Consider the following 22,317-nt stretch of genomic DNA (forward strand, 5'->3'; position numbering starts at 1 on the left):
GCGCGAGAGCGCCGACGATGAAACCGGACAAGGCGCCAGCAAAAAGAAGGAAGACCGCAGGACTAGAGGCGACTTCCTCTTGATTACCGGAGGATTCGAGATGCGCCCCGTATGGCTCGCAACAGCGCTCCCGCCGGGAGTATCCGTCACCCGAACTGGTTGCGGCTAGTCCAGCCTCCCTGTCCGCCAGAGTTTCAGACAACCGTATGATTTTACAGCGGGTTTCCTGTGGCAAAATTGATCCCTTCTTTTCTCCCGGCGAAAGTCCGCAGCCCGCGCGGAAACACACTCAACGAAAACACCAACTTGTGAACTGCGCTACCATTGATGTGCGACGTAATCTGCTCCTGTCTTAATCGGGGGCTTCGGCTGTCAAGTCCGTGATCGTAGTCACCATCTGTCCCGGCATGTTCTCGTCTCCTCAAAGACTGCGCTTCATTTGCGTGGCCCACAGCACAGCGCGGCGGTCCCCGGCAATGCCCAAGGATTCGTCATTGTGGGCAAATGAAGACAATACGTTTCACAGGCCAATCCTCAGTTTCACCAGCCGAAAGAGACCATCCTGACAAGGGCAACGAAACAGCCCGCGAAGTACTCGCCGCTTTCGCAGATATGTGCTGGCAGCTTATCTGCGCCCGCTGCTATCTTCACTGGTTCCTCCATCGGCAAATCAATTATTGCGATAGGACAGCGGAACGTCGCTAATTGGCAAATAAGGAAATCGAGGCGGGTGCCGTTGCGATCTGGATGGGTACATGTGCCAATATCTGGCACTCATTCTTACGATGATACATCTTGCTTTTGGGTGCCCCCTCGGCTCTCGCCGGGGCCAAATTTCTCGATAATATTGCAGAGCACTCTTCAAAAAAAGAATCTCGACGTGGCCTGCACGGATGACATGGCTCTCTGCCACACAGCGGCACGGCCAGGAAACGGTTCTCGCGCATTTGCGATTGGCAATGCGATGGTAACCGGAGGACAAAAGGGGCATTCCCCGGTTCACGCCGACATCCTTGGGACGGCCTCAAGGGACAACCTCTGATAGGCCGATCACTTATTTGCCAATAAGTAATCTAAGCAAACAAGCTCTGTCTCGGCTTCAGCGAACTACTGAGCCGAGGGCCTATGACGGATGACGTCAGGTACTCGCAGTCGCCGGGAACAGAGGGGGTATAGTGGTTAAATTTGGATCTCTTGAACGACTGTCTTTAGGCACGATTCGCTGCGTTAGGGAAGTATTGGCCTGCCAAAGCGTTTCTGGGGCCGCCGAACGGCTCGGAATTACCCAGCCGGCTGTCTCCCAGCAGGTCGCTCGATTCGAAAAGCTGTCCGGCATTCCCATCATCACACGTCGCGGCAATAGCTTCATTGTGCGTTCGGACACCGTCGCCGACCTGATTGCCACAATCGTCGAGGCTGAGAACACATTGCGGAACATAGCGCATGGTCAGCAAAGAACGAAACCGCGCCTTGGGATCTGTGATTATCTTGCAGCACGTTACTGTTACGCAATCGAGCAGTATCAGAACCTCGGACGTGATTTTGAGATCTGTGTCGGCCGCCCGGCGAATCTGGCAGAGATGTTCAAACGCGGAGAACTCGACGTCGTGGTGCGGCCCCTCTTCCATCACGAAATCGAACCGGAGTTGGGAACCGAAGTGGAGCTGGCGTGGGTGGGCGCTGGCGAATCCTGGACTGCGCAGGAGACCGAGCCCACGCGGCCACTGCCTGTGATTCTCGAGTCAAATCAGTCGCCCTACACCTATTACGCCGAACGGCTACTCCAAGAGTCTCGGACGCCGTACAATATCATTGCCAGAGTGGACGACCATCTTGTGCGTTCGCACTTCATTGCGGCTGGTATCGCATGTACCGCGATCCCGAGGTTTCTAATGCTTTCACTACCAGCCAAGATCGCTGTGCTGCCTCAAGTACCCAAAAGCGCCGAAGTTCGCTTTGGTCTTTTTCATAATAAGAAGGCACTCTCCTTCAAAGCGGCGGAGGCTATCTTCGACGTGCTTAGCGCAGAGCTGAATCGGGTAGTCTGAACAGGTAGAATATCCGTTATGATCAAGCGGTTTTTGGGCCCATTTTCGATTGTGCCGTAGCGGTGCCTTTTCCGTGGCTTTGAACTGATCATATTTGGCCTTGCAGTCCGGGTTGAAGCGGTATCTGACGAGGGCGGACATCTAGAGTGCCTGCCAGACGATGGCGCAGCCGTCAGCGATGAAGGCGCGTCCGGTCCATCGTCCGGATTGTCGGCTCTCAGTGAGTGCAAGCCCGGAGAACGAACGCGGCTGCGGCCTTTTCATCCAGGTCACCAGTCGGGGCATTTCGATGAGAAGCGTCAAGGCCGTGATCTGCCATACGCCCGGGATAGAGATCAGGATATCGAACCTGGCCCTGAGAGACGTGTCCTTGGCAATCAATGGTGGTTTCGTCTATGCAAATAAGAAGAGGGCGGATGAAGTACGCCATTCGGTCTATCCACCATGGGGTCTTTTCCGCCCTCCAGCTTGCATCCGTCAGTCACTCTCTAGCTTCTGGGACATAAGCGGAATGAGAAGCCGTTCGAAGATCTTCTCGGCGAATTTGAATGTGACGGTTCTGTTATTGTGGAAAACTCCAAAGCGCACCGCGGCCATGCGGGGGATCCTTGAAACCTTCGCAGCTTGCCCTGATAGCGAACGCAAGAGAAACTCTGGGACGGCCGTGCAACCGAGGCCAGCGGCCAGAAATCGGGAACGCACCAAGTGATCGTCAATCCGTGCGAGGATCGTGTAGGGTGTCCGCGCTTCTTCGAGTAGTCGTTCGGCATAATGGGAGTAGGGCGATTGGTTGGTTTCCAGGATGACAGGGATCGGCCTGTCTCGCTCACTTTCATTTCCCATAGACGAGAGGGTCCTCCCTACCCAAACCAAGGGCACCTCAGTCGTCAATTCTGGTGCATTTTCATAGAAGAAGAGGGGGCGGACGACAACGTCGAGTTCACCTTTGCCGAACATCTCCGCCAAACTGGATGCTCTTCCAATGTGAATATCAAGTTCACGGCTGAGGTCTAGGCAGCGATCAACAGCGTTACAGTAGCGCGCCGCAACATAGTCGCAAATTCCGAGACGAGGTTTGCTATGGGCTTCGTCACGAGCGATCCCGCGCAGACTATCCTCGGCCTCCACGATCGAGGCAATCAACCCAGCGACCGCGTCGGAGCGGACGTTGAAGCTGTTGCCGCTGCGCGAGATGACCTGTATTTTTGAGAGCTTCTCGAAGCGAGCGACGTGCTGCGACACCGCCGGTTGACTGAGACGCAACCGTTCGGCTGCACCTTTCACGCTCTTGCAAGCGAAGACCGCCTGTACGCATCGGATGGTCCCTAGTGACAATTTTCCAAAATGATCTTTGCTACGCATTACTTCTTTTCTCACCAGAAAACGCTGTATTTATTGAATGATGCGCCAAACTACGATTCTGAAGGTTGCTGTCTCAATTTGATGCTCGACACCTGAGAGCTTTTGTTGGCGCAGATTGCAATTAGATATACTTTTTGCCTGAACCCTGGCTGAATGGCGCGATGGATCGTATCACGATAAATTTGGGGATCCATTTTGAAAAAATGTAGTAGTTATTAGCGTATTGCTGTTATTAATCTTTTATTTTCTTCTATTTTTCCAGTATTTCTAAAATAATATAGTGCTTAACAGGCCTAATAATCTTTAAATTTGGCAGAAAATTCTTGTGTCGACGAGTTTTGCGGCGAACCCATAGTTTTCGGGGTGTTTATTATACCGGTTCGTGACATCTCTGAGCAATTTGATTTTGTCGCAAATTCGCTCAACGAGGTTCCGCTGCCGGACTGAGCACCAACCGGAAGGGCACTTTCGCGGTCGTGCGCTGGGTTTGCAGGCAGCGGAACGCTCGTGGAGCGTTTCTTTAACAGGATCAAGCAGTTCCGTGGTATTGAAATCCGATACGACAAACACCCCGAAAACTATGGGTTCGCCGTAAAACTCGTCGCCGCGAGAATCTGGTGTCAGCGTTTATGAGTCGACGCCCTAATCAAGACAACCATCTCGTCGATGTGCCATTTGTCGACAAAGTTGCCTCGCGACCGACGCCGGAGTTGACGAGTGAATTCTAAATCGAACTCTGCTACCCAATCCGAGACGGTATGGAACGAGACGTCGATGCCGCGTTGTGCGAGCCGTCCTTCGACAGCACGCCAATCGCTGATGGCGTGCCTCTCCTGCGTCAGGGCAAACCAATGCGACGCCCCCAGTTATGGTCGCCTGTCCGTTATTTGCGTATTAGCGTTCGGTTGGATGTGATTTCGGATTGCAGGAAACAGGCAACAAGATGATCCTTCGTCAGCTGCAGCGGTATCCTGACGAGATGTAATGCGACTCTTTTGTGACGTTAGCAGACGCGGTCATCCTTGACCGGTGGCGCTATCGAGGCATTCATGGCGCGACGGATTGGGGAAATAGACAGTGATCAAGCAACCAAGAAGTGATGTGGGCGAGGAGATATTGCTTGCGGCCATGGCAAATCCAAGGCGTCTAGCCATACTTCGTGTTTTGCGAGATGGTGAAATTTCAGCCGGAGAACTCGGAAGGAAAGTAACACTCAGTCAATCTGCGGCGTCACAGCATTTGTCGAAGCTACGAGAGGCTGGGCTTGTAGATACGCGACGCGACAAACAGATTGTCTATTATTCATTCATTTCGCCGAAGGCGAAGGAGATACTCCGTGTGCTTGATGATTACTGATTTTCTGTGGAAAGCTACTCAGGAACCGCATCGTAGGTTAGCGGGTTGATAGGATTGGCGAAGCCTTCGTTCCACGGTCTGCTCTGTGACCGCGACGGTCTGGTTCGGATGCGCAGCGGACCGAAGAGTGTACCCATGATGAAAATGTGAAGCCGCTGGCGAGTGGTTGATCATTAAGCTGCAAGATCCATTTGTGTTGGCGAAACACGATGTTTCAGAAGGGGTGTCAATCAACGATGACTGCGTCAGGTTCGAATTCGATGCTGAACACCGACCCGGCCGGAGGTTCTGTTCGCCCTTGTGTTCGAGCCTTGGGGAGCGCTCATCTACTTCAAATCCTGCGGATGTGACCGCAAGCAATGAGGACGCGTTCTTGTGAATAGATCCGGTGCCAGCCCGTTACGAGCTTAAGTTGGTCGTCCGAATCGTGCGACCTGAACCCGACCTTTGAGAGACTTTGCCGAACAATGAGGCCACCAGAGCGGTAAGCTTTGGAAGTAAGGCCGAAATTTGCCCGCACTCAGTTTAGATGAGGGGCGATGCTGCTCCCGGCGATTACCCCTTCGGCCTCGGCACGCCTGCCACCCATATCGTCTTCCTGCCCCGACCTCCGCTGTGGCCGGCGAAGATGGGAATTTCTCCAGATAGGTCGAAGGTTGTCAATATTTGGGGAGGTCGGACCAGTATTGGGGAGATCGAGGGGAGAAATGGCAGAATAAAAATAGCCTAAGAGAAAATTGCGGAATGCTCAACGTCTATTGCTTCCGTGTGGCTCTTCTCCGGCTGCTCTTGAGCCGGGATTGTCCCCCTGCGTCTGTAACCTGCAGGATCTTCACTTCGCTTATTTGCCAATAAGCGGCGACCTCCTCCTCTCTATCGCGTGAATGCTGTGCTGCGTCCTGCCGAGCATGCAGCTTCGCGCTTTTGGAGGGACTTATGACGGGATAAATGCTGAATGCGATCCGCGAACATATCTTCATGCGATGGACGGATGCCCAATTGGAGGGAGCGTCGATGCGCTTCGCGCGGCGTTCGGCTGGGCGATTTCTGCAGTCGTCGGATCGTTAGTCCCCGCGATTGCGCTCACGCTCCTTCCTGTCTTTCGCGGCACCAGCAAGCAAGGGTGTCGCGCAGGGGCAATGATCGCGGCGCCTAACCGAGCTTCCGACGCGCGCCCTATTGAGGCGACGCTACATCTATTCCCGCCCTCGACCTTTGCGTGGCCACGCAATCACCCATCTGCGGACGTTTCCTAAGTAGTGGCTATTTCATAGTGGAGAATATCTTGAAAACCATGAAAAATCGCCTTCGTTCAACAACGTTTCTCGGTTTTCTTGGCATCGGAGCTGTTGCTGCGCCGGATATTGTTTATGCAAATTGTGCGCCCGTTGGAGATACGTTTGAATGTTCTGGCTGGAACTGGCGGCAGGGGCTATATTACGACACAAGCGTGTCTTCATACTTAACATATATGTCGAGCGCGAACGGCGGAGTTCATCCTTACGGAAGTTTTCCGTCCCCGTCGGGAGCCGATATCAAGATTCATATTCTGAACGGCGCTTCCGTAGTCAATAACGGCGGCGGGGCGAGCTCCTCATCAGACGCGCTTTCCAACAACGGTGGCGGACTGGTCAGTAGCCTTTATGTTTTGAATGACGGCGCAATTATAGCTTATAGTCTTGGCGGTAGCAACTTTGCGGTTGAGCTTGCTCTCGCGCCCGCGGCCTATCTCGGTGCTACGACATTCGATAATAATGGACTGATCCAAGGATATCAGGCTGCCTTTTCGGTGCGTTCGAATGCGCTGTTCACGCTGAATAATTCAGCAGCGGCTACAGTTTTGGCTGACGACATTGCGGCGTCGCTGGATACCAACGGAACTCTCATAAACAACTATGGGACAATCAAAATCAACAATCCGACGGAGGCTGGCAACTACGCCATCGGCTCGTGGAATGCGTTGTCGGAGGATATTCTAAACCTCTATTCTGGCAGCATCATCGGCGATGTGTATTTGGCCGGCGCCGACGATAGTTTCAGCTGGTATGATGGCGTTTTCCAAGGGCGGTTCGGTCTGGGCGATGGCTCTGACGGAGCGACTGTTTACACACAAAATTTTGATCCGAGTTTTTCATTCGACGGTGGCGATGATCTTTCGACCGCTGATGGCATGATTGACACGTTAACCTTCTCAGGGATCACCGCGACGGTGACCGGTGCCAATCTCACAAACTGGGAAAACGTTGTCGTCGACGGTAGTCTCCTGTCTTTCTCTGATAACGCGTTGACGACCGGTTCAGATGCCGGGACCGGCCTCTTGATCCAGGGCGGCGGTACCGTCGATGGTGGGACGGCTTTCGCTCTGACCGGCAATGGGGATGTGGCGTCCGACGGAGCATTCGTCGGGATGGGCGGGGGCTCGGGCGCCTACTCGGTCACGGGTGTGTTGGTCAACGACGGGGTGGTGAACACGAAGGACGGCGCTGTCGGCGACACGCTGACGGTGGGCAGCTATTCGGGGTCGGGAAGCCTTCTGTTCGACGTGGATTTCCAGACCGATGCGGCGGACACGCTTGTTGTGACGGGGGACGTGACGGGCGGGATCACGACGATCGTGGTGAATGCGATCACGGCGACGGGCACGGGCAATGACGTGCTCATGGTAGACGTGACGGGCAGTTCGCCTGCTGGCATGTTCATGCTGGCGAGCGGCCCGCTGAATGTGGGCGGGCGGCTCTACAGCCTGGAGCAGATCGGCCGGGACTGGTTTTTGACGAGTGTGTGCAGCGACAACCAGACGGTAAGCGGTGCGTCCGGCAGTGTTCTGGGTTGCGTGACGCCGGATACGCTGACGGTGACGACGGGCGGCGTCGTGACGGGTGACCTGGAAGGCGCAGGCGAGACGGATATGATCCTGGTCGACGGTGATGCGACCGTGAGCGGGATCGTGCGGGGCGGCGGTGACGGGGCGGACATGAGTTCGGCCTCCGATACGGGCGACCTGATCACGATCAACACGACGGGTTCGGTCGGCGGTGTCGACGGCGATCTCGGCGACGATCAGATCTGGGTTCTGGGCGGAACGGTCACAGGCGATGTTCTGGGCAATGTCGGCGATGACCGGATCGTGCTGAACGGGGCGACGGCCGTGGGGACGGTCGGCGGCGGTGATGGCAACGACACGATCAACCTGTTGTCCGGCACGGCGAATGCGGTCGCGGGCGGCGCGGGCAACGACCTGATCACGCTTGCCGGTGCGACGGTGACGAACGCGATCACCGGGGGCACGGGCGACGATACCTTCACCTGGACGAGCGGCACGCTGGGCTCATTCGACGGCGAGATCGGCTCGGACACAGCCTCTGTGAAGTCGTCGAGCTATGACGGCAGCCAGAAGCTGGGCGGCGGCGACGATACGTCGAGTGCGGACGGGTTCATCGACCGGCTGACGCTTTCGGGTCTTACGGTGACGGCGAACGGGTCGAACATCGTCAACTGGGAAGTGGCGGCGGTGTCCGGCGGTCAGCTGACGATTGCCGACGGCGCGTGGTCGGTGGGGACGGCGGGCGAGGATGGCACGGGTTTATACCTGATGGATGGCGGCAATCTCGAAGCACTCGATGCGCTGAAGCTCGACGGCAACCTGTCGATCGCATCGGGCTCGGCCTTTATCGGCACGGGTGGCGGTTTGGGCGTCTACAGCGTGACGGGCAACGTTACGAATGCCGGCATCATCACGACGGGGGACGGAGCCGTCGGGGATACGTTCACGGTCGGCGGCGACTATGCGGGCGCGAACGGCCAGCTTCTGGTGGATGTGAACTTCGCGACGGCGTCGAGCGACCTTCTCGTGATCAAGGGCGACGTTGTGGGCAGCCCGACGGTTCTGGTCGTCAATGATGTGACGTCCGGTTCGGCGAACGGGGATGACGTTCTGGTGGTGGACGTGACGGGGACGACGAAGGCGGGCGACTTCATGCTTGCCGGCGGCCCGATCACGAGCGGGGCCTATCATTACGACCTCGATCTGATTGGTGGCGGCTGGTACCTTGCGACGCACTACCAGCCTGCGGCGTCGGTCTACGAGGTCTATCCGCAGGCTCTGCTTGCGCTGAACGGTCTTCCGACGCTACAGCAGCGCGTCGGGAACCGGTACTGGCGCAGCGAGGACCAGCTAGCCCCTGCGGAGACGGTGTTCTGCAAGGATGCGTCGCAGAACTTCCGCTGCACGGTGGAGGGAGAGAAGGCAGACTACTATGCGGAGAAGGGCGGCCGTGGTCCCGCGACGATCGAGGACCAGGCGATCTGGGGCCGGATCGAGGCGTCGCACAGCCATGTAGAGCCGTACCGTTCGACGACGGGAGCGGAGTACGACACGGATCTCTGGCGGCTGCAGGCGGGTCTCGATGGGGTTCTCTCGGAGAGCGAGAACGGCAAGCTGGTTGGGGGTGTGACGGCGCATTACGGGCGCGCGTTCACGGATGTGTCGTCCGTTTACGGTGACGGCATCCTGTCGACGGATGGCTACGGGCTGGGGGCGAACCTGACCTGGTATGGAGAGAACGGCTTCTATGTCGACGGTCAGGGCCAGTTCACTTGGTATGACAGCAATCTCAATTCCGACCGGCTCGGCCGTCTCGTGAAGGGCAATGATGCTACGGGCTATGCGCTGAGCATCGAGGCGGGCAAGCGGATCGGCATTTCGGGCGACTGGACGGTGACGCCGCAGGCGCAGCTGGTCTATTCGTCGGTGGACTTCGACAGCCTCATTGGCCCGAACGGGGAGCTGGTGTCGCTCGACGACGGGGACAGCCTGCGCGGCCGTCTCGGGTTTTCGGTGGAACGGGACCATATGTGGAAGGGTGAGGACGGCGACCTGCGTCGCACACACCTCTACGGGATCGCCAATGTCTATCGGGAGTTCGGCGACGGCTCGACCGTCATGGTGTCGGGCACGTCGCTGGTCAGCCAGACGGACCGGTGGACGGGTGAGATCGGCATCGGCGGCTCCTACAACTGGGCTGACGACAAATACTCCGTCTATGGGGAGCTCAGTGCCGCAACGGGCTTCGACAACCTCGCAGACAGCTATCGCTTCACCGGTACCATCGGCCTCAGGCTCAAGTGGTAGACCGAAGATCGGGCAAGGCACGAGCGGCGATCACCGCCGGACTTCACCCGTGTCTTTAAATTTGGCTGACGGACCGCGATTCCCGCGGGTGATGGTGTCGGACAAGCTGCGCTCCTTCTCGGCCGCAAATGCGCAGCTGGTGCCGAGCATTGAACATCGCTCGCACAAAGGGCTCAACAATCGCGCTGAGAATTCCCCCCTTCCTGTACGCCGACCAGAGCGGGCATGCTGCGCTTAAGTCAGTGCGACAATACCAACGCCGTTACGACTTGGCGCGAGGTCAGCTTGCCGATCGAGGGCTGATGAAAACTCTTTTGCCCATGTCGGTTCCGCGACTAATCCCGACGCCTAAGCAGGCCGGTTCACGCGGGACAAGGCGCCGGGACTGAACGAGGTACCTGCGGTAACGTCGATGGACGAGGAGGTGGGCGAATTATCGGATACGGTACGGTTGCGGCCGCTCCGCTTTGCTTCGTAGAGCAGCGCATCAACTCTCTTGTAAAGCGCTGCCCAGGATTCATCGGCGATCAGCACGCCTGCACCGAAGCTTGCTGTTACTGGCCCGAGATCCAGCTCTGTGAATTCACAAGACTGGATTGCCAATCTCAATCGTTCCGCGCATTCCTGCGCTTCCCCGGTATTTGGAAGGAACACTGCGAATTCCTCGCCGCCTAACCGCCCGACGACGCCGCCTTTGCCCACGCACTGTTCCAACTCTCGCGCCACGGCCTTCAGCACAATATCACCAACGGCATGACCGTGCTTGTCATTGATGGACTTGAACCTGTCGATGTCGCACAGAAGCAACGCGTGTTGGCCTTTGCGCAGATAATCGGCTATTCGTTCCTCGAAGCTGCGACGGTTGAAGACGCCCGTCAAATGATCAACGTCGCGCTGGAGCCGCAGGTCATCGATAACATCAGCGACCGCAACGGCTAGGATCGCCATGGCAAGACTTGCTCCCAGCACGGCAAAGGAGAGCTGTAGAGCCTGCCAGAAGATCGAGTTCGCGAACGCAGCTGTTCCTACGGGAGCTGAAAACCCTATTGTGAGTAAGGTCCGAGGGAAAAACTGTACGGAGAAAACTAGCAAAATACAGAACAAGACCCTGTCCACGAGACGGCCCCGCGCTAGCGTAGACAAACGCAAGGCAGTGACCAAAAGGACAAAGCCGTATCCGAAATTTTGTATATAGATCCGCACAAGCAGATTCCTGTCGACGTAGAAGAAATACGCCAAAAGGACCGTGAACCCACAGATTATAACGGTGTCCACGAGGAAGCCGAACGTCTTGCCCGACCGCATTAAAAGGCCCTCAGCGGCGGTCACAACGGCCGCTGTATAGATAGCGCCCGAAACAACGGCATTCGGTCCCACTCCAGATGGCCAACCGAATGTCTGTGATGCGGCTCCCAAGGCAAAAAAAACGCAAGCGCTCGCCAGAAGCAGAAGATAGTGGTGCTTGCGGTCAATCAACCAGGTGCAGATAAACGAAACCCCGAAAATCAACAAAATTCCGGGGATGACCAACTGGAGCGTGGCCCTGATAATCGCAGCATCCATCTAATTCTGTCCGGGGGCTGTTGTGTTCGTCCCTGCTATGTTCACTTGCTCGATCGCTTCATACAAAAAAAGGCTTGGTAAAGCGGAAAGGAAATAGCTCGACTTGAATCAGCTAGGCTCAGGGCCTATTAAACGGTGTCGAGATGGTGGAAGCGCGATGGGTGATTTGTTCCCGCTGAGCGAAGGCCAGATGGCGCGGCTAGAGCATCGGATTTGACCTGCCACTGAAGTTTCATCCGGCTGCGATTAGAGCCTAGGCTTGTGAACCGCTCCCAAACGTTGGATCGCCGGAGGCTAGAGTTTTCCGGCTTGTTTCAGGGAGGCGGGCTGGTTGCGCCCCCCGAATTCACCAACGAGATCGGAACCTTGTTGCCGATCGCACCATGAGGCCGCTCCTCGTTGTAGTATCTACGCCAACCCTCCATCTTTTCGCGGGCATCCGCAAGGGTCAGGAACCAATGCTGGTTCAGGCATTCCGCTCGGAAGCGACCGTTGAAGGCCTCAATGAAGGCATTGTCGGTCGGCTTTCTCGGCCGTGAGAAGTCCAGGACGATGCCTTTTGCGTAGGCCCAAAGGTCAAGATCGCGGGACACGAACTCCGTCCCCTGGTCCACACGGATCGTCTTCGGATAGCCGACTTTCCGGCACATCCGTTCCAAGGTTTGTACAACGTGTGAAACCCGGAATTGAGCTCCTGCAGCGGCTTGATTTCCTTTCCTACACGTCGAAATTTGTCGGCAGGATAATCATGTCCCGGATCGTGACGTTTCGCGGGCGGGTCAACATGAAGATGATGGCATCAGAGACTTCCGTGGGCTCGATCAGGCTCCCATTGGCTTTTGCCTTCTCAAGGTTCTCCGCGGGCCAATCGGCAAGCAGAGCGGAAACCACAGGGCCAGGCGAGACCTGGCCCACCCTTATGCCGTGGCTTTTCAGTTGCCGACGCATGATCTGGACGAAACTGGTAATTGCCCATTTGGAGCTGGAATAGACCGGCTCCCATTGGATCGGCGCGTGGCCGGCTACGGAGCAGGTGACCAGGATGTCCCCTGTTCCACGCTCAATCATATGCGGAGCGATGTCGCGGACGTTCTTCATGACGGCGTTCACGTTGAGATTGAGCATCCGATCCATTGTCGCGGTATCGGTCTCGATGAGATCCCCGCCAATGTAGGACCCTGCATTGCAGTGCAGGATATCGACGTGACCGACCTTTGCGAGGATTTCCGGCACCATGGCCGCGCAACTGGCGGGCTCCAGAAGATCGGTGACCTGCGTGACGACGGCTTTGCCAAACTCGGCAGCGTATGTTGCAAGCGCCTCTCTGTTGTAGTCCACCATCACGACCTTAGCGCCGGCATCGACCAGGGCGCGGGTCGTTGCCAGTCCGATACCGGATGCTGCGCCTGTGACCGTAGCGATCTTTCCTTGGAGTGAATTTGTCATCTTGTTTCTCACCTCTGGATTCTCAGACAGAAAGGAAACCGCCATCGACTGGCAGGACAGCGCCACTGATCATGGGCGCGTCCTCTGAAACGAGCATTGCGATCGATCGGGCGACATCGTCGACCTCGGCGAAGCGTTTCATCGGGTGGCGGACAAGCATGGGGTCACGTTTCGACGGTTCGGACCATGCCTTCGCGGCAAGCTCTGTCATCGTTACCGTCGGTGCCACTGCATTGACGCGGATGCCATAGGCGCCAAGTTCCTTGGCCATCACACGGGTCGCGCCTTCCAGTCCGGCCTTGGAAGCGGCGTAAGCCACGTGGTCCACGAAACCACGATGTCCGGCGATTGAGGTCACATTCACGATCGTACCGCCACCGCCGTTGGCAATGCGGGCCCGGGCAAATTCCTGCGCACAAATCAGCGCGGCCCGCAGATTAATGCCGAGGACCTGCTCATAGCCCGCCTCTGTCATATCGATAACGCTTTCGAGCACGTTTGTTCCCGCGCAATTGATCAGTGCGTCGGCAGGCCCCGCCTTCTTCATGGCGGCGCGTGCTGCTGCATTGTCGGCGAGATCCACTGATATCACGGTCGCGCCGAACGTCTCCGCCAGATCGTCCAGATCGGCCTGCGAGCGCGACATGGCGACGATTCTCGCGCCTCGCTGGGTGAAAAGCTCGACGCAGGCGCGGCCGATGCCCTTGCCGGCACCCGTTATGATGATCGTCTTCCCTGTAAAGTCCGACATGGTTGGTCCTCCCAATGCCTCTAGCTCAGAACACGATTCTTTGGTCGGTTTGCTTGTCGAACACATGAGCCGCGGAAGGATCGACGGCGAGCCGTATCGTGTCGCCCGGCTTCAGCGCGTGGCGCTCGCGAAAGGCGCACAGGATCCGCTGGCCCGCCAATTGGGCTGCCAAGAGAATCTCGGCCCCCGTCGGCTCGATCAATTCGACAGTCGCGGGGGCGCCCACGTCACTACCCGCCAGTATCCATTGGTCGGGACGGACCCCGTATATCACGTCCTGGCCCTCAGTTACCTGCATGCCTTGTGGAAGGGGCAAGATCGAACCGTCCGCGAGCCGAGCCGAGTTCGACAAGAGATCGATCTTGGCCGGTAGCATGTTCATCGCCGGCGATCCGATGAAGCCGGCGACGAAGGTATTCGCTGGCCTGTCGTAAAGCTCCAGCGGCGCCCCGATCTGCTCTACCTTGCCGTCGCGCAGGACGACAATGCGGTCCGCCATGGTCATGGCTTCAATCTGGTCGTGCGTGACATACACGGACGTAGCGCCGAGGCGCTGATGGAGAGCCTTGATCTCCGAACGCATATCCACTCGCAACGCGGCGTCCAAGTTTGACAGAGGCTCGTCGAAAAAGAACGCCTTTGGGCTGCGAACCATCGCGCGCCCCATGGCAACACGCTGCCGTTGGCCGCCCGACAGGGCCTTAGGATATCGCTCGAGATAGGGCGTAAGTCGCAACATCTCGGCAGCCTTGTCGACCTTTGCGTTGCGGTCCACGAGATTATCGCCACGCAGTTTCAATGCGAAGGCCATGTTCTCCCGAACGGTCATATGCGGATAGAGCGCGTAGTTCTGGAACACCATCGCCACGTCACGATCCTTGGCGGCGATGTTGTCGACGCGTTGTCCGCCAAGCTTGATCGTGCCGCCGGTGATCTCCTCGAGGCCGGCAAGGGATCGCAGCAATGTGGACTTGCCGCAACCGGAGGGGCCGACCAGCACGACGAACTCACCGTCCGCTATGTCGAACGAGATCTTGCGCAGTGCGTGATAGGAGCCGTAATACTTGTCGACCTGGTCGAGCTCGATCGTCGCCATCTGTCAATCCTCAGTCAGTTGTGGCAGCATGGCCGCCGATCATTTGGGATGGGTGAACGGACAGCTTCAGCATGGCTTCTGTCCTGCCTTCGCTACTGTGATCCAACGTCCGCTGCTCCATCTCAGGTCCCAAGCTCGATCTGGATCTTGACGGAGGACGGCTTCGGCCGCACCGCATAGTCGAACGCTTCGATGGAATCCTCGAAGGCATAGGTATCGGTGATCAGCGCATCGACATTGATCTGGTTCGACCCCAGAAGCGCGACGATGCGCGGGTAGACATGGGCATAACGGAACACGTGTTCGACGCGCAGTTCCTTGGTCTGGGCGATGACGACATCGAACAGGACCGGCTTCACGGGCATGCCAACAAAGACGATGGCGCCGCCGGGGCAGGCATGGTGAACCGTGTCTGCGACGACGTCAGCCGCACCGGAACATTCGAAGACGACATCGACGCCCCAGCCCTCGGTTTCCCGGGCGATGATACTCTTCAGGTCTTGCGAGCGCACATTGACGGTCACGATGGCAGGGCCGAGCTTGCGCGCCACGGCAAGCTTCTCGTCGACGACGTCAGTGACGATAACTCTGGCACAACCCGCCGACAGCGCCGCGATCGCTGTCACCATGCCGATAGGCCCGGCACCCGTGACCAGTGCGATCGCCCCGGGCGTCAGCCTTGCCTTGGAGACAGCGTGGAAGCCCACGGCCAGCGGCTCGACCATGGCGCCGGCGGCGTAGGAAACATTGTCCGGAAGCTTGAAGGTGAAGGCGGCCGGGTGAACCACGCTTGGCCTCAGCACGCCATGCACCGGCGGCGTCGCCCAGAACCGTACTGCAGGATCGAGATTGTAAAGACCGAGCCGCGAGGCGCGACTGTTAGGGTCGGGGATACCGGGCTCCATGCAAACGCGGTCGCCCACTTTCAGGTTTTCGACCGCGCTGCCGACCTCTTCGATGATGCCGGCGGCTTCATGGCCGAGTATCATCGGCTCGCGCACAACGAAGGGGCCGATCGCACCGTGTGTGTAATAGTGAACGTCCGATCCGCAGACGCCGACGGTTTTGATTGCGATGCGCACGTCTGTAGGCCCGAGCGATTCCTTCGGGTCCAGGTCGCGAATGCGCAGTTCGTCTTTACGTTCGAGTACGACCGATCTCATGTCTTCAGCCTTTGCGGATAATGAAGCCGGCCAGAGCCAGGCAGAGCACCGTTGCCACCCACAGGGGCAGCACGCTTTCGAGGAAACGCATCCATAGAAGATGCACCAGGATCAGGATCACGACGGAGATAAAGCCCCTGTCGAAGCCATTGGTTCGGATCGGCAGGAAGCCGTCTCGTTCGGTTTTCTGGGATTGAATGCCAGCCATCGTCTTACCCTTTCAGTGCACCAAAGGTGAGGCCGGTCACGATGTGCTTCTGGACAAAGCCGAGCACGATCAGGGCCGGGAGCGTGGTCAGGAACGCCATCGCCGCCATCTCGCCCCAGTTCGTTCCGGTTACCGAGACATATTCGGCGAGCGCCGTCGTCACTGTTCTGGCGTCGGCCGACGACGTCAGGGTCGCTGCGAACAGGTACTCGTTCCAGGCGAAAATCCAGGTCAGGATGAAGGTGACGGCCAGGCCAGGCCGCGCCAGCGGCAGGATGACGTGGGTCAGCACCTGCGAGGTTGTCGCCCCGTCGACCCGCGCCGCTTCGTCAAGCTCCAGCGGAATGCCGTCGAGCATGCCCTTCAACAGCCAGATGGCGAACGGCAGATTGAAGACGCAATAGAGCAGGATCAGGCCGGTCTTGGTGTCGAAGAGCATGAAATCGCCGAACACGAACCACTTGGTGAACAGGAGAAAGAGCGGCAGCAGAAACACGGCAGGAGGCGCCATGCGGTTGGTGATGAGCCAGAAAAACACGTTGTCACCGCCGCTGATCTTGTAACGCGACAGGCCGAACGCTGCGAGCAGACCGAGCGCACAGACCAGCGCTGCGTTCGAGGTCGCCACGATCATCGAATTCCAGAGATACTGCAGGAACGTCGAGCTGTTCAGCACCGCCAGGAAGTTGTTCCAATAGAAATCGTCGATGAGGAACGACTTGGAATAGAGCTTCACGCGCGGACGCATCGAAACAACGAGCATCCACCACACCGGAAGCAGTGTCAGAATAGTGAGGCATATCCAGAGGATGAAGGAGCCTAAGCCGGAGCGTCTCATTGCACACCTCCCTTGCGGCCGGTCATGGCGACGAACAGCAGCCAGCTCAGAACGATCGTGACGTAGAGCGTTAGCAGCGACATTGCCGCGCCGTAGCCGTAGTCAGTCTTCGGAAAGACGTTGATCCAGATATGAAGTCCGATGAACCGGGTTGCCTCGGCCGGACCACCCTTGGTCAGCATCCAGATTTCATCGACGGAGCGCAGCGCATCCATCAACCGGATGAACACGGTTGTGAGGAGCACAGGCTTCAACATCGGAACGATCACGTACCAGAAAATCTGCAGCTTGTTGCCGCCGTCGATCTGGGCCTGCTCGAGCGGTTCCTTCGGCAAGGCGGTCAGCCCGGCCATCAGCGACAGCGTGATGAAGGGGGTCCAGTGCCACAGGTCCATGATGATGGCCGTAGCGAAGGCGTGGTAGGCATTGGTCGAGATGTTGTAATCGATCCCGAACCACAGTTTCAGATAATAGGGCACGATGCCGAAGCCGGGCACGCAAAGCAGCCGCCAGGTCGCGCCGACTGCGATGGGCGCGACAACGATGGGCAATGTGTGGATCGTGCGGAAGAACTGCCGGCCCCACAGGCGGTCCGCCATCAGCGCGCGGGCCAGCACATAGCCGAGCAACAGTTCGCTGACGACGACGAAGAATGCAAAGACCAGGGTGCGCGCAAGCGAGTTGAGGAACGTCGCGTCAAAAACAAGGTTGCGATAGTTCTGGAGGCCGGCCCAGCGCAGCGTCGGGTCGACCGCATTGGTGTTCCAGTCGAAGAAGCCAACATAAAGTATGTAGATGAAGGGAATGAACCCGACAACGAACAGGATTAGGGTGGCTGGCGCTAGAAACAGCCATCCGATGTTGGATTGTTTCATCCTACGCTCCGTCAGATCGTTATTGGAATGAATTCGACCACCGGCTTTGCGAAAAAGCCCGCAACCTACCGAGAGGAAAGAGGCGGCCACCTTGGTGAAGGCGGCCGCCAACCGCTGGGAGGCGCGGTCTCTTACTTGCGATAGCCGAGCTTCACGAGTTCAGCCTCGGCTGCGGCAGCGGCCTGATCCAGCGCATCGTCCGGCTTGATCTCACCGACGATCGCTTTGTAGATGAACGGCGCGACGACCTGCAGAACTTGCGAGTGGAACGGGAACGGCGGAGCACCGGCAAACAGCTTTCCGTCATCACGCATAAGCGTGTAGTAGCCGTTCATCTTCTTGTCTTGCTCGACGATCTTGGGATCATCGTAGGTCGAGTTCATGACGATGCGGGAGCCGGCCAATGCCCAGTCGGTCTGAACGGACGCCTGCCCGATATACTGCAGGAACAGAAGCGATGCCTCCTTGTTCTTGGACGAATGGGGAATACCGAAGGCGCCACCATCATAGTAGCCGATATATCCCTTGCCGGCAGCAGCTGCTTCCATGACACCCGCCTCGACCGGCGGCAATGCCACGCCCACCTTGCCAACGACGGTCGACTTGCTTTCGTCGGTCGCGATCCAGGCAGCGTTTTCACCATAAACGAGGCCCTGGGCTGCACGCCCGGCAGCAAATGTCCCGGCAACCTCGTCCCAGGTCGACGACGTCGATTCCGGCGGCGCGTACTTCAAAAGATCAACCCAGTAGTTCAGCGCCTTCTTCGCGGCGGCGGAGTTCATCTGGCCACCGTTGGCTTCGGTGGCCGCGAAGGTCGTGCCATCGATGCCCCAGTTGTAAACGCCGAAGGTCGGCGCAACAGATTCGAAGAATTCGTAGAAGGCAGCGGGGTGGCTCGACGAGGCCTGTACGGTTGTTCCCCATAGCTCCTTGTCAGCGCCGTATTCGGTGAAGAACTTGGCGATCTGGGTATATTCCTCATGTGTCGTCGCGGGCTTCAGATCCGCACCGGTCGAATCCTTGTACGCTTTCTGGATCGCCGGATCCTCGAAGAGATCCTTGCGGTAAAGGTAAGGCTTGATGAACGCTTCCATGGGGACGCCCATGACATCGCCCGACTTTGGATCCTTGAAGTAGTTGAGGAATGTGGTGAAGTTCTCCGGCTTGAAGTCCGGAGACGCGATCTTTGCATTATCGGCGAGCGACTTGGTAATATCGACCAGGAAGTTGCGGGCCAGATACGTATATACGATGTCCTGCTCGATGTAGACGAAGTCATAAATGCCGGTATTGGCCTCCATGTCCTTGATCGCCTTGTCGTACATCTGGTCCCAAGATGTCGCCTCGAATTCGACCTTGATGCCGGTTTCCTCGGTGAATTTGGGGCCGAGTACCTGCTCGACATATTTCGATGCGGGGGTCGATTCCGAGATGCCCCGGATGGTCGCGCCCTGATAGGGCTGAGCGGCTGTCTTCCACCAGGAATCCTGAGCAAGAGCGGTCGAGCACCAAAGGCCAAGTGAAATGCAGCCGACGCCCGCGGCTTTGACGAAACTGTTCATTGTTCTCCTCCATTTGGATCGCAAAATCGGTCCGGTTGGGCGCGCTTAACTCTCCTCCGACGCGCTCAACAGACCTCAATATTTGTAGAATGGAGAGGTGGACACAAGCGCTGCCGTTGCACCATACTGATACTCTCATGCGCGAAATACCGAATAAATCGATGATTTTTTGTGTGCATTGCACAATTCAATATTGGTTGTCAGTTTAACTAAGCTCGTCGAATCTCCCTGGAGGATGTTAGCAATGTCAGTCATGTCGCCCACCGTCGCGAGGTTTGAATACGTATTGACCGGCGCTGACGAAACGTTCCTCTGGCGCCGCGACGATTATCCGTGGGAACGCAACGTCTGGAACTTCCACCCGGAAGTGGAGATTCATTACATCCCCAACGCCAGCGGCGTCGTGCTTGCAGGCGATCATGTCGGCGCATTCACGCCGGGCCATATCTCTCTGATCGGCAGCAACTTGCCGCACGACTGGGTGACGCCGCTCGGACCCGATGAGCGTATTCCAGGACGCGACATCGTCATCCAGTTTCTCCCGTCCAAGCTCGAGCAGGCTTCTGCCTTCCTCCCGGAACTGGCGGGGCTGCGTGACTTTTTCATCCGTGCGCAGCGTGGGCTTTCTTTCAAGGGCCTTGCGAGGGAGAAGGCGGAGGCGCTGATACTCGACATGGAGTTTCAGACCGGCTCGGTGCGCCTTTCGACCTTCCTGTCATTGCTGTCGCTGCTGCGCGACACTGACGAGGTCGATACGCTGTCTTCGGAGGCCTATGTGCCGGACTTGAGCTATGGTTCTCTCGAAGCTTTGCAGCAGGTCTTTGCGTATATCTTTGCGAATCTTTCGGAGGACATCCGCTTGCCGGATATGGCTCGCATGGTCGGCATGAGCGATAGCTCTTTCTCGCGATTCTTCAAGAAAAACAGCGGCAACAGCTTCACCGACCACGTCAATAAGCTTCGCATCTGGAAGGCGGGCCAGTTATTGACCGATACCTCTATGCCGATAACGGACATCTGCTTCGAGGTGGGTTATCGCAACCTGTCAAATTTCAACCGGGTATTTCTCCGCCACCACAACTTAACGCCGACAAGATACCGGAAACTGTCCACCAACCGCAGGACCGTTCCGCTACCTCAGACAGCGACAGACCATATGCCTGCGTAGCTAAATCGATGATACTTCGCGCCGCGGTAGATGTATTCTCTCCCTGCGCTTTATTCTGCCTAGACTCAGACCTACCCCTCGCCGACGAGACGCCGCAGTCAATGACGCGCATTTCGAAGTCGGCTAAATTATTGAAGGTATATCGGTGCTCGGTGAACTGATGGGGCGGATGTGTTCGGCCGACGATAGATCGCTTCGATACCCATCTTCTTCATCAGCGTGGCGACGTGCAGCCGCCCAGCCTCCCGCCCTTCTCCTCTCAAGAGCCCTTGCAACATCCGACTTCCGGCAAAGGGGTAGTCGAGATGCAGTTCGTCGATCCGCTGCATCAAGGCCAGATCGTCGTCGGACACCGGACGATGCCGATAATATACACCGCCACGGCTGAAGCCGAGAAGTTTCGCCTGACGTGCGACCGATAGTTTGTGTGAGCGGTCGATCATTTCCTTCCGCCCGGCAATCCCGCCTTGCCGAGTGACCTTGCCCCGTTGAAATAATCGATTTTGAAGTAAGCTCTGGCCCATTAAGAGGACCGGAGAATGAAGCGCAACCGTTTCACAGACGAACCGATCATCGGCCTTCTGAAGGAGCACGAGGCGGGCACGCCGGTCTCAGAGCTTTGCCGCAAACACGGCGTTAGCGATGCCAGCATCTATAAATGGAAAGCGAAGTATGGCGGCATGGAGGTGTCCGATGCCCGCAAGCTGAAGACGCTGGAGGACGAGAACACGAAGCTGAAGCGGCTTCTGGCGGATGCCATGCTCGACAATACAGCTTTGAAAGACCTTTTGGGAACGAAGTGGTGACGCCCGCAGCAGAGCGGCGAGCTGTCGCGCATCTGATGGACCAACATCGGATGAGCCAGCGTCGGGCGTGTAAAGCCATCGGCTATTGCCGGATGACCATGACCTTCGGGAGCGGATGAAGGCGCTGGCGCATGAGCGCCGCCGCTTTGGATATCGACGCCTTCATGTGCTGCTCAGGCGTGAGGGTTACCTTGTGAACTACAAGCGGCTCTTCCGGGAGGAGAAGCTGACGGGGTGCAAGCGCGGCGGTCGGAAACGAGCGGTAGGCACACGAGCACCGATGCTGATCCCGATGTCAGCCAATGATCGCTGGTCACTGGACTTCGTGTCGGATCAACTCATCGATGGCCGCAGGTTCCGAGTTTTGACTGTCGTCGACGATTGCACCAGAGAATGCCTGGGCCTCGTTGGCCGATACGTCCCTTTCCGGCCGGCGGGTTGCCCGTGAGCTGGGCCGGATCATCGAGAGACGAGGCAAGCCGAAGATGATCGTAAGCGACAATGGCAGCGCGTTCACCAGCAACGCGATTCTGCAATGGACGGATCGGACCAAGGTGGAATGGCACGACATCGCACCGGGCAAGCCGATCCAAAACGCCTTCATCGAAAGCTTCAATGGGCGGCTGCGAGACGAGTTCCTGAATGAAACACTCTTCTCGTCACTGACCTATGCTCGATCAGCGCTTTTAAACTGGCGCAGCGATTACAACGATGATCGACCACACTCTGGACTCGGCTGGATGACACCTGCCGAGTTCGCTCAGACAATCAACCCGCGACGTGATGCGGTGCGGCCCAACCGGAATGGCTCCGCACCGCAACACGCCGCTACTGCCCCGAATACAGCAACCCAAAACCACCGGAGCGAACTCAAAACTGGATAAAACTTGGGGGCAAGGTCATCTCGGCACCATACTCTTGTAGCTACTCGCCGCTCTGTCCGG

General features: G+C 57.5%; 15 protein-coding genes and 6 pseudogenes. 7 read left to right on the plus strand and 14 right to left on the minus strand.

Annotation, left to right across the window (positions count from 1 at the left end; translation table 11 throughout):
- The first annotated feature begins 1,175 nt into the window (after nucleotides 1-1,175).
- Nucleotides 1,176-2,048 carry a LysR family transcriptional regulator gene (locus NBH21_RS23895; protein WP_250913789.1) on the plus strand — a complete coding sequence of 291 codons (873 nt, stop codon included), beginning with the start codon at nucleotides 1,176-1,178 and terminating at the stop codon, nucleotides 2,046-2,048.
- Nucleotides 2,049-2,189: 141 nt separating this feature from the next.
- On the opposite strand, the gene NBH21_RS23900 is transcribed toward NBH21_RS23895, so the two are convergent.
- The 3 genes and pseudogenes from NBH21_RS23900 to NBH21_RS23910 form a co-directional block, all read right to left on the minus strand.
- Nucleotides 2,190-2,429, minus strand: coding sequence for an IS110 family transposase (locus NBH21_RS23900; RefSeq protein WP_250913788.1), 240 nt, complete (start codon nucleotides 2,427-2,429; stop codon nucleotides 2,190-2,192).
- A 96-nt stretch (nucleotides 2,430-2,525) separates the two neighbouring features.
- Nucleotides 2,526-3,410, minus strand: coding sequence for a LysR family transcriptional regulator (locus NBH21_RS23905; RefSeq protein WP_250913787.1), 885 nt, complete (start codon nucleotides 3,408-3,410; stop codon nucleotides 2,526-2,528).
- A gap of 303 nt (nucleotides 3,411-3,713) precedes the next feature.
- Nucleotides 3,714-3,851: pseudogene (locus tag NBH21_RS23910) on the minus strand (IS5/IS1182 family transposase); the annotation flags it as partial.
- Nucleotides 3,852-3,859: 8 nt separating this feature from the next.
- On the opposite strand from NBH21_RS23910, the pseudogene NBH21_RS23915 reads away from it, so the two are divergent.
- From NBH21_RS23915 to NBH21_RS23935, 4 genes and pseudogenes are all read left to right on the plus strand, one after another.
- Nucleotides 3,860-4,043: pseudogene (locus NBH21_RS23915) on the plus strand (IS5/IS1182 family transposase); the annotation flags it as partial.
- A gap of 495 nt (nucleotides 4,044-4,538) precedes the next feature.
- On the plus strand, nucleotides 4,539-4,766 hold the full coding sequence (locus NBH21_RS23925; protein ID WP_280924923.1) for an ArsR/SmtB family transcription factor: 228 nt from the start codon (nucleotides 4,539-4,541) through the stop codon (nucleotides 4,764-4,766).
- Between the two features lie 2,170 nt (nucleotides 4,767-6,936).
- On the plus strand, nucleotides 6,937-9,897 hold the full coding sequence (locus tag NBH21_RS23930; RefSeq protein WP_250913785.1) for an autotransporter family protein: 2,961 nt from the start codon (nucleotides 6,937-6,939) through the stop codon (nucleotides 9,895-9,897).
- 82 nt (nucleotides 9,898-9,979) lie between these two features.
- A pseudogene (locus tag NBH21_RS23935) lies at nucleotides 9,980-10,120 on the plus strand (IS6 family transposase); the annotation flags it as partial.
- 125 nt (nucleotides 10,121-10,245) lie between these two features.
- Here NBH21_RS23935 and NBH21_RS23940 read toward each other — a convergent pair.
- The 10 genes and pseudogenes from NBH21_RS23940 to NBH21_RS23985 all read right to left on the minus strand — a co-directional run bounded on the left by NBH21_RS23940 (nucleotide 10,246) and on the right by NBH21_RS23985 (nucleotide 19,399).
- Nucleotides 10,246-11,460: a GGDEF domain-containing protein gene (locus NBH21_RS23940; protein WP_250913784.1), complete on the minus strand. Its 1,215-nt coding sequence runs from the start codon at nucleotides 11,458-11,460 to the stop codon at nucleotides 10,246-10,248.
- 314 nt (nucleotides 11,461-11,774) lie between these two features.
- A pseudogene (locus NBH21_RS23945) lies at nucleotides 11,775-12,146 on the minus strand (integrase core domain-containing protein); the annotation flags it as partial.
- Between the two features lie 31 nt (nucleotides 12,147-12,177).
- Nucleotides 12,178-12,906, minus strand: coding sequence for an SDR family oxidoreductase (locus NBH21_RS23950; RefSeq protein ID WP_250913783.1), 729 nt, complete (start codon nucleotides 12,904-12,906; stop codon nucleotides 12,178-12,180).
- Nucleotides 12,907-12,928: 22 nt separating this feature from the next.
- Nucleotides 12,929-13,657 carry an SDR family oxidoreductase gene (locus NBH21_RS23955; protein ID WP_250913782.1) on the minus strand — a complete coding sequence of 243 codons (729 nt, stop codon included), beginning with the start codon at nucleotides 13,655-13,657 and terminating at the stop codon, nucleotides 12,929-12,931.
- 25 nt (nucleotides 13,658-13,682) lie between these two features.
- Nucleotides 13,683-14,753 carry an ABC transporter ATP-binding protein gene (locus tag NBH21_RS23960; RefSeq protein ID WP_250913781.1) on the minus strand — a complete coding sequence of 357 codons (1,071 nt, stop codon included), beginning with the start codon at nucleotides 14,751-14,753 and terminating at the stop codon, nucleotides 13,683-13,685.
- A gap of 122 nt (nucleotides 14,754-14,875) precedes the next feature.
- The gene (locus NBH21_RS23965; RefSeq protein ID WP_250913780.1) at nucleotides 14,876-15,916 is read right to left on the minus strand and encodes an NAD(P)-dependent alcohol dehydrogenase; all 1,041 of its coding nucleotides are present in this window, start codon (nucleotides 15,914-15,916) and stop codon (nucleotides 14,876-14,878) included.
- Nucleotides 15,917-15,920: 4 nt separating this feature from the next.
- Nucleotides 15,921-16,124: a DUF2160 family membrane protein gene (locus NBH21_RS23970; protein WP_129330130.1), complete on the minus strand. Its 204-nt coding sequence runs from the start codon at nucleotides 16,122-16,124 to the stop codon at nucleotides 15,921-15,923.
- Between the two features lie 4 nt (nucleotides 16,125-16,128).
- Nucleotides 16,129-16,962 (minus strand): carbohydrate ABC transporter permease, encoded by an 834-nt coding sequence (locus tag NBH21_RS23975; RefSeq protein ID WP_250913779.1) that lies wholly within the window; start codon nucleotides 16,960-16,962, stop codon nucleotides 16,129-16,131.
- Nucleotides 16,959-17,837 carry a carbohydrate ABC transporter permease gene (locus NBH21_RS23980; RefSeq protein ID WP_250913778.1) on the minus strand — a complete coding sequence of 293 codons (879 nt, stop codon included), beginning with the start codon at nucleotides 17,835-17,837 and terminating at the stop codon, nucleotides 16,959-16,961. Before NBH21_RS23980 ends, NBH21_RS23975 begins: the two co-directional genes overlap by 4 nt.
- A 131-nt stretch (nucleotides 17,838-17,968) precedes the next feature.
- Nucleotides 17,969-19,399, minus strand: a complete 1,431-nt coding sequence (locus NBH21_RS23985; RefSeq protein WP_250913777.1) for an extracellular solute-binding protein — start codon at nucleotides 19,397-19,399, stop codon at nucleotides 17,969-17,971.
- A 244-nt stretch (nucleotides 19,400-19,643) separates the two neighbouring features.
- Here NBH21_RS23985 and NBH21_RS23990 point away from each other — a divergent pair, with 244 nt between their 5' ends.
- Nucleotides 19,644-20,567, plus strand: coding sequence for a helix-turn-helix domain-containing protein (locus tag NBH21_RS23990; RefSeq protein ID WP_250913776.1), 924 nt, complete (start codon nucleotides 19,644-19,646; stop codon nucleotides 20,565-20,567).
- A gap of 158 nt (nucleotides 20,568-20,725) precedes the next feature.
- Here NBH21_RS23990 and NBH21_RS23995 read toward each other — a convergent pair.
- Nucleotides 20,726-21,040 (minus strand): annotated as a pseudogene (locus NBH21_RS23995) (IS3 family transposase); the annotation flags it as partial.
- A 66-nt stretch (nucleotides 21,041-21,106) separates the two neighbouring features.
- On the opposite strand from NBH21_RS23995, the pseudogene NBH21_RS24000 reads away from it, so the two are divergent.
- Nucleotides 21,107-22,257: pseudogene (locus tag NBH21_RS24000) on the plus strand (IS3 family transposase).
- Nucleotides 22,258-22,317: the final 60 nt, after the last annotated feature.

Origin of the sequence: Ciceribacter sichuanensis, from assembly GCF_024055605.1 — a bacterium.
Taxonomy (GTDB): domain Bacteria; phylum Pseudomonadota; class Alphaproteobacteria; order Rhizobiales; family Rhizobiaceae; genus Allorhizobium; species Allorhizobium sichuanense.

Bases quoted from the DNA above. Each gene is read 5' to 3' on its own strand.
- NBH21_RS23905 (WP_250913787.1), bottom strand. From the start codon at position 3,410: ATGCGTAGCAAAGATCATTTTGGAAAATTGTCACTAGGGACCATCCGA.
- NBH21_RS23925 (WP_280924923.1), top strand. From the start codon at position 4,539: ATGGCAAATCCAAGGCGTCTAGCCATACTTCGTGTTTTGCGAGATGGT.
- NBH21_RS23930 (WP_250913785.1), top strand. From the start codon at position 6,937: ATGATTGACACGTTAACCTTCTCAGGGATCACCGCGACGGTGACCGGT.
- NBH21_RS23940 (WP_250913784.1), bottom strand. From the start codon at position 11,460: ATGGATGCTGCGATTATCAGGGCCACGCTCCAGTTGGTCATCCCCGGA.
- NBH21_RS23950 (WP_250913783.1), bottom strand. From the start codon at position 12,906: ATGACAAATTCACTCCAAGGAAAGATCGCTACGGTCACAGGCGCAGCA.
- NBH21_RS23955 (WP_250913782.1), bottom strand. From the start codon at position 13,657: ATGTCGGACTTTACAGGGAAGACGATCATCATAACGGGTGCCGGCAAG.
- NBH21_RS23960 (WP_250913781.1), bottom strand. From the start codon at position 14,753: ATGGCGACGATCGAGCTCGACCAGGTCGACAAGTATTACGGCTCCTAT.
- NBH21_RS23965 (WP_250913780.1), bottom strand. From the start codon at position 15,916: ATGAGATCGGTCGTACTCGAACGTAAAGACGAACTGCGCATTCGCGAC.
- NBH21_RS23970 (WP_129330130.1), bottom strand. From the start codon at position 16,124: ATGGCTGGCATTCAATCCCAGAAAACCGAACGAGACGGCTTCCTGCCG.
- NBH21_RS23975 (WP_250913779.1), bottom strand. From the start codon at position 16,962: ATGAGACGCTCCGGCTTAGGCTCCTTCATCCTCTGGATATGCCTCACT.
- NBH21_RS23980 (WP_250913778.1), bottom strand. From the start codon at position 17,837: ATGAAACAATCCAACATCGGATGGCTGTTTCTAGCGCCAGCCACCCTA.
- NBH21_RS23985 (WP_250913777.1), bottom strand. From the start codon at position 19,399: ATGAACAGTTTCGTCAAAGCCGCGGGCGTCGGCTGCATTTCACTTGGC.
- NBH21_RS23990 (WP_250913776.1), top strand. From the start codon at position 19,644: ATGTCAGTCATGTCGCCCACCGTCGCGAGGTTTGAATACGTATTGACC.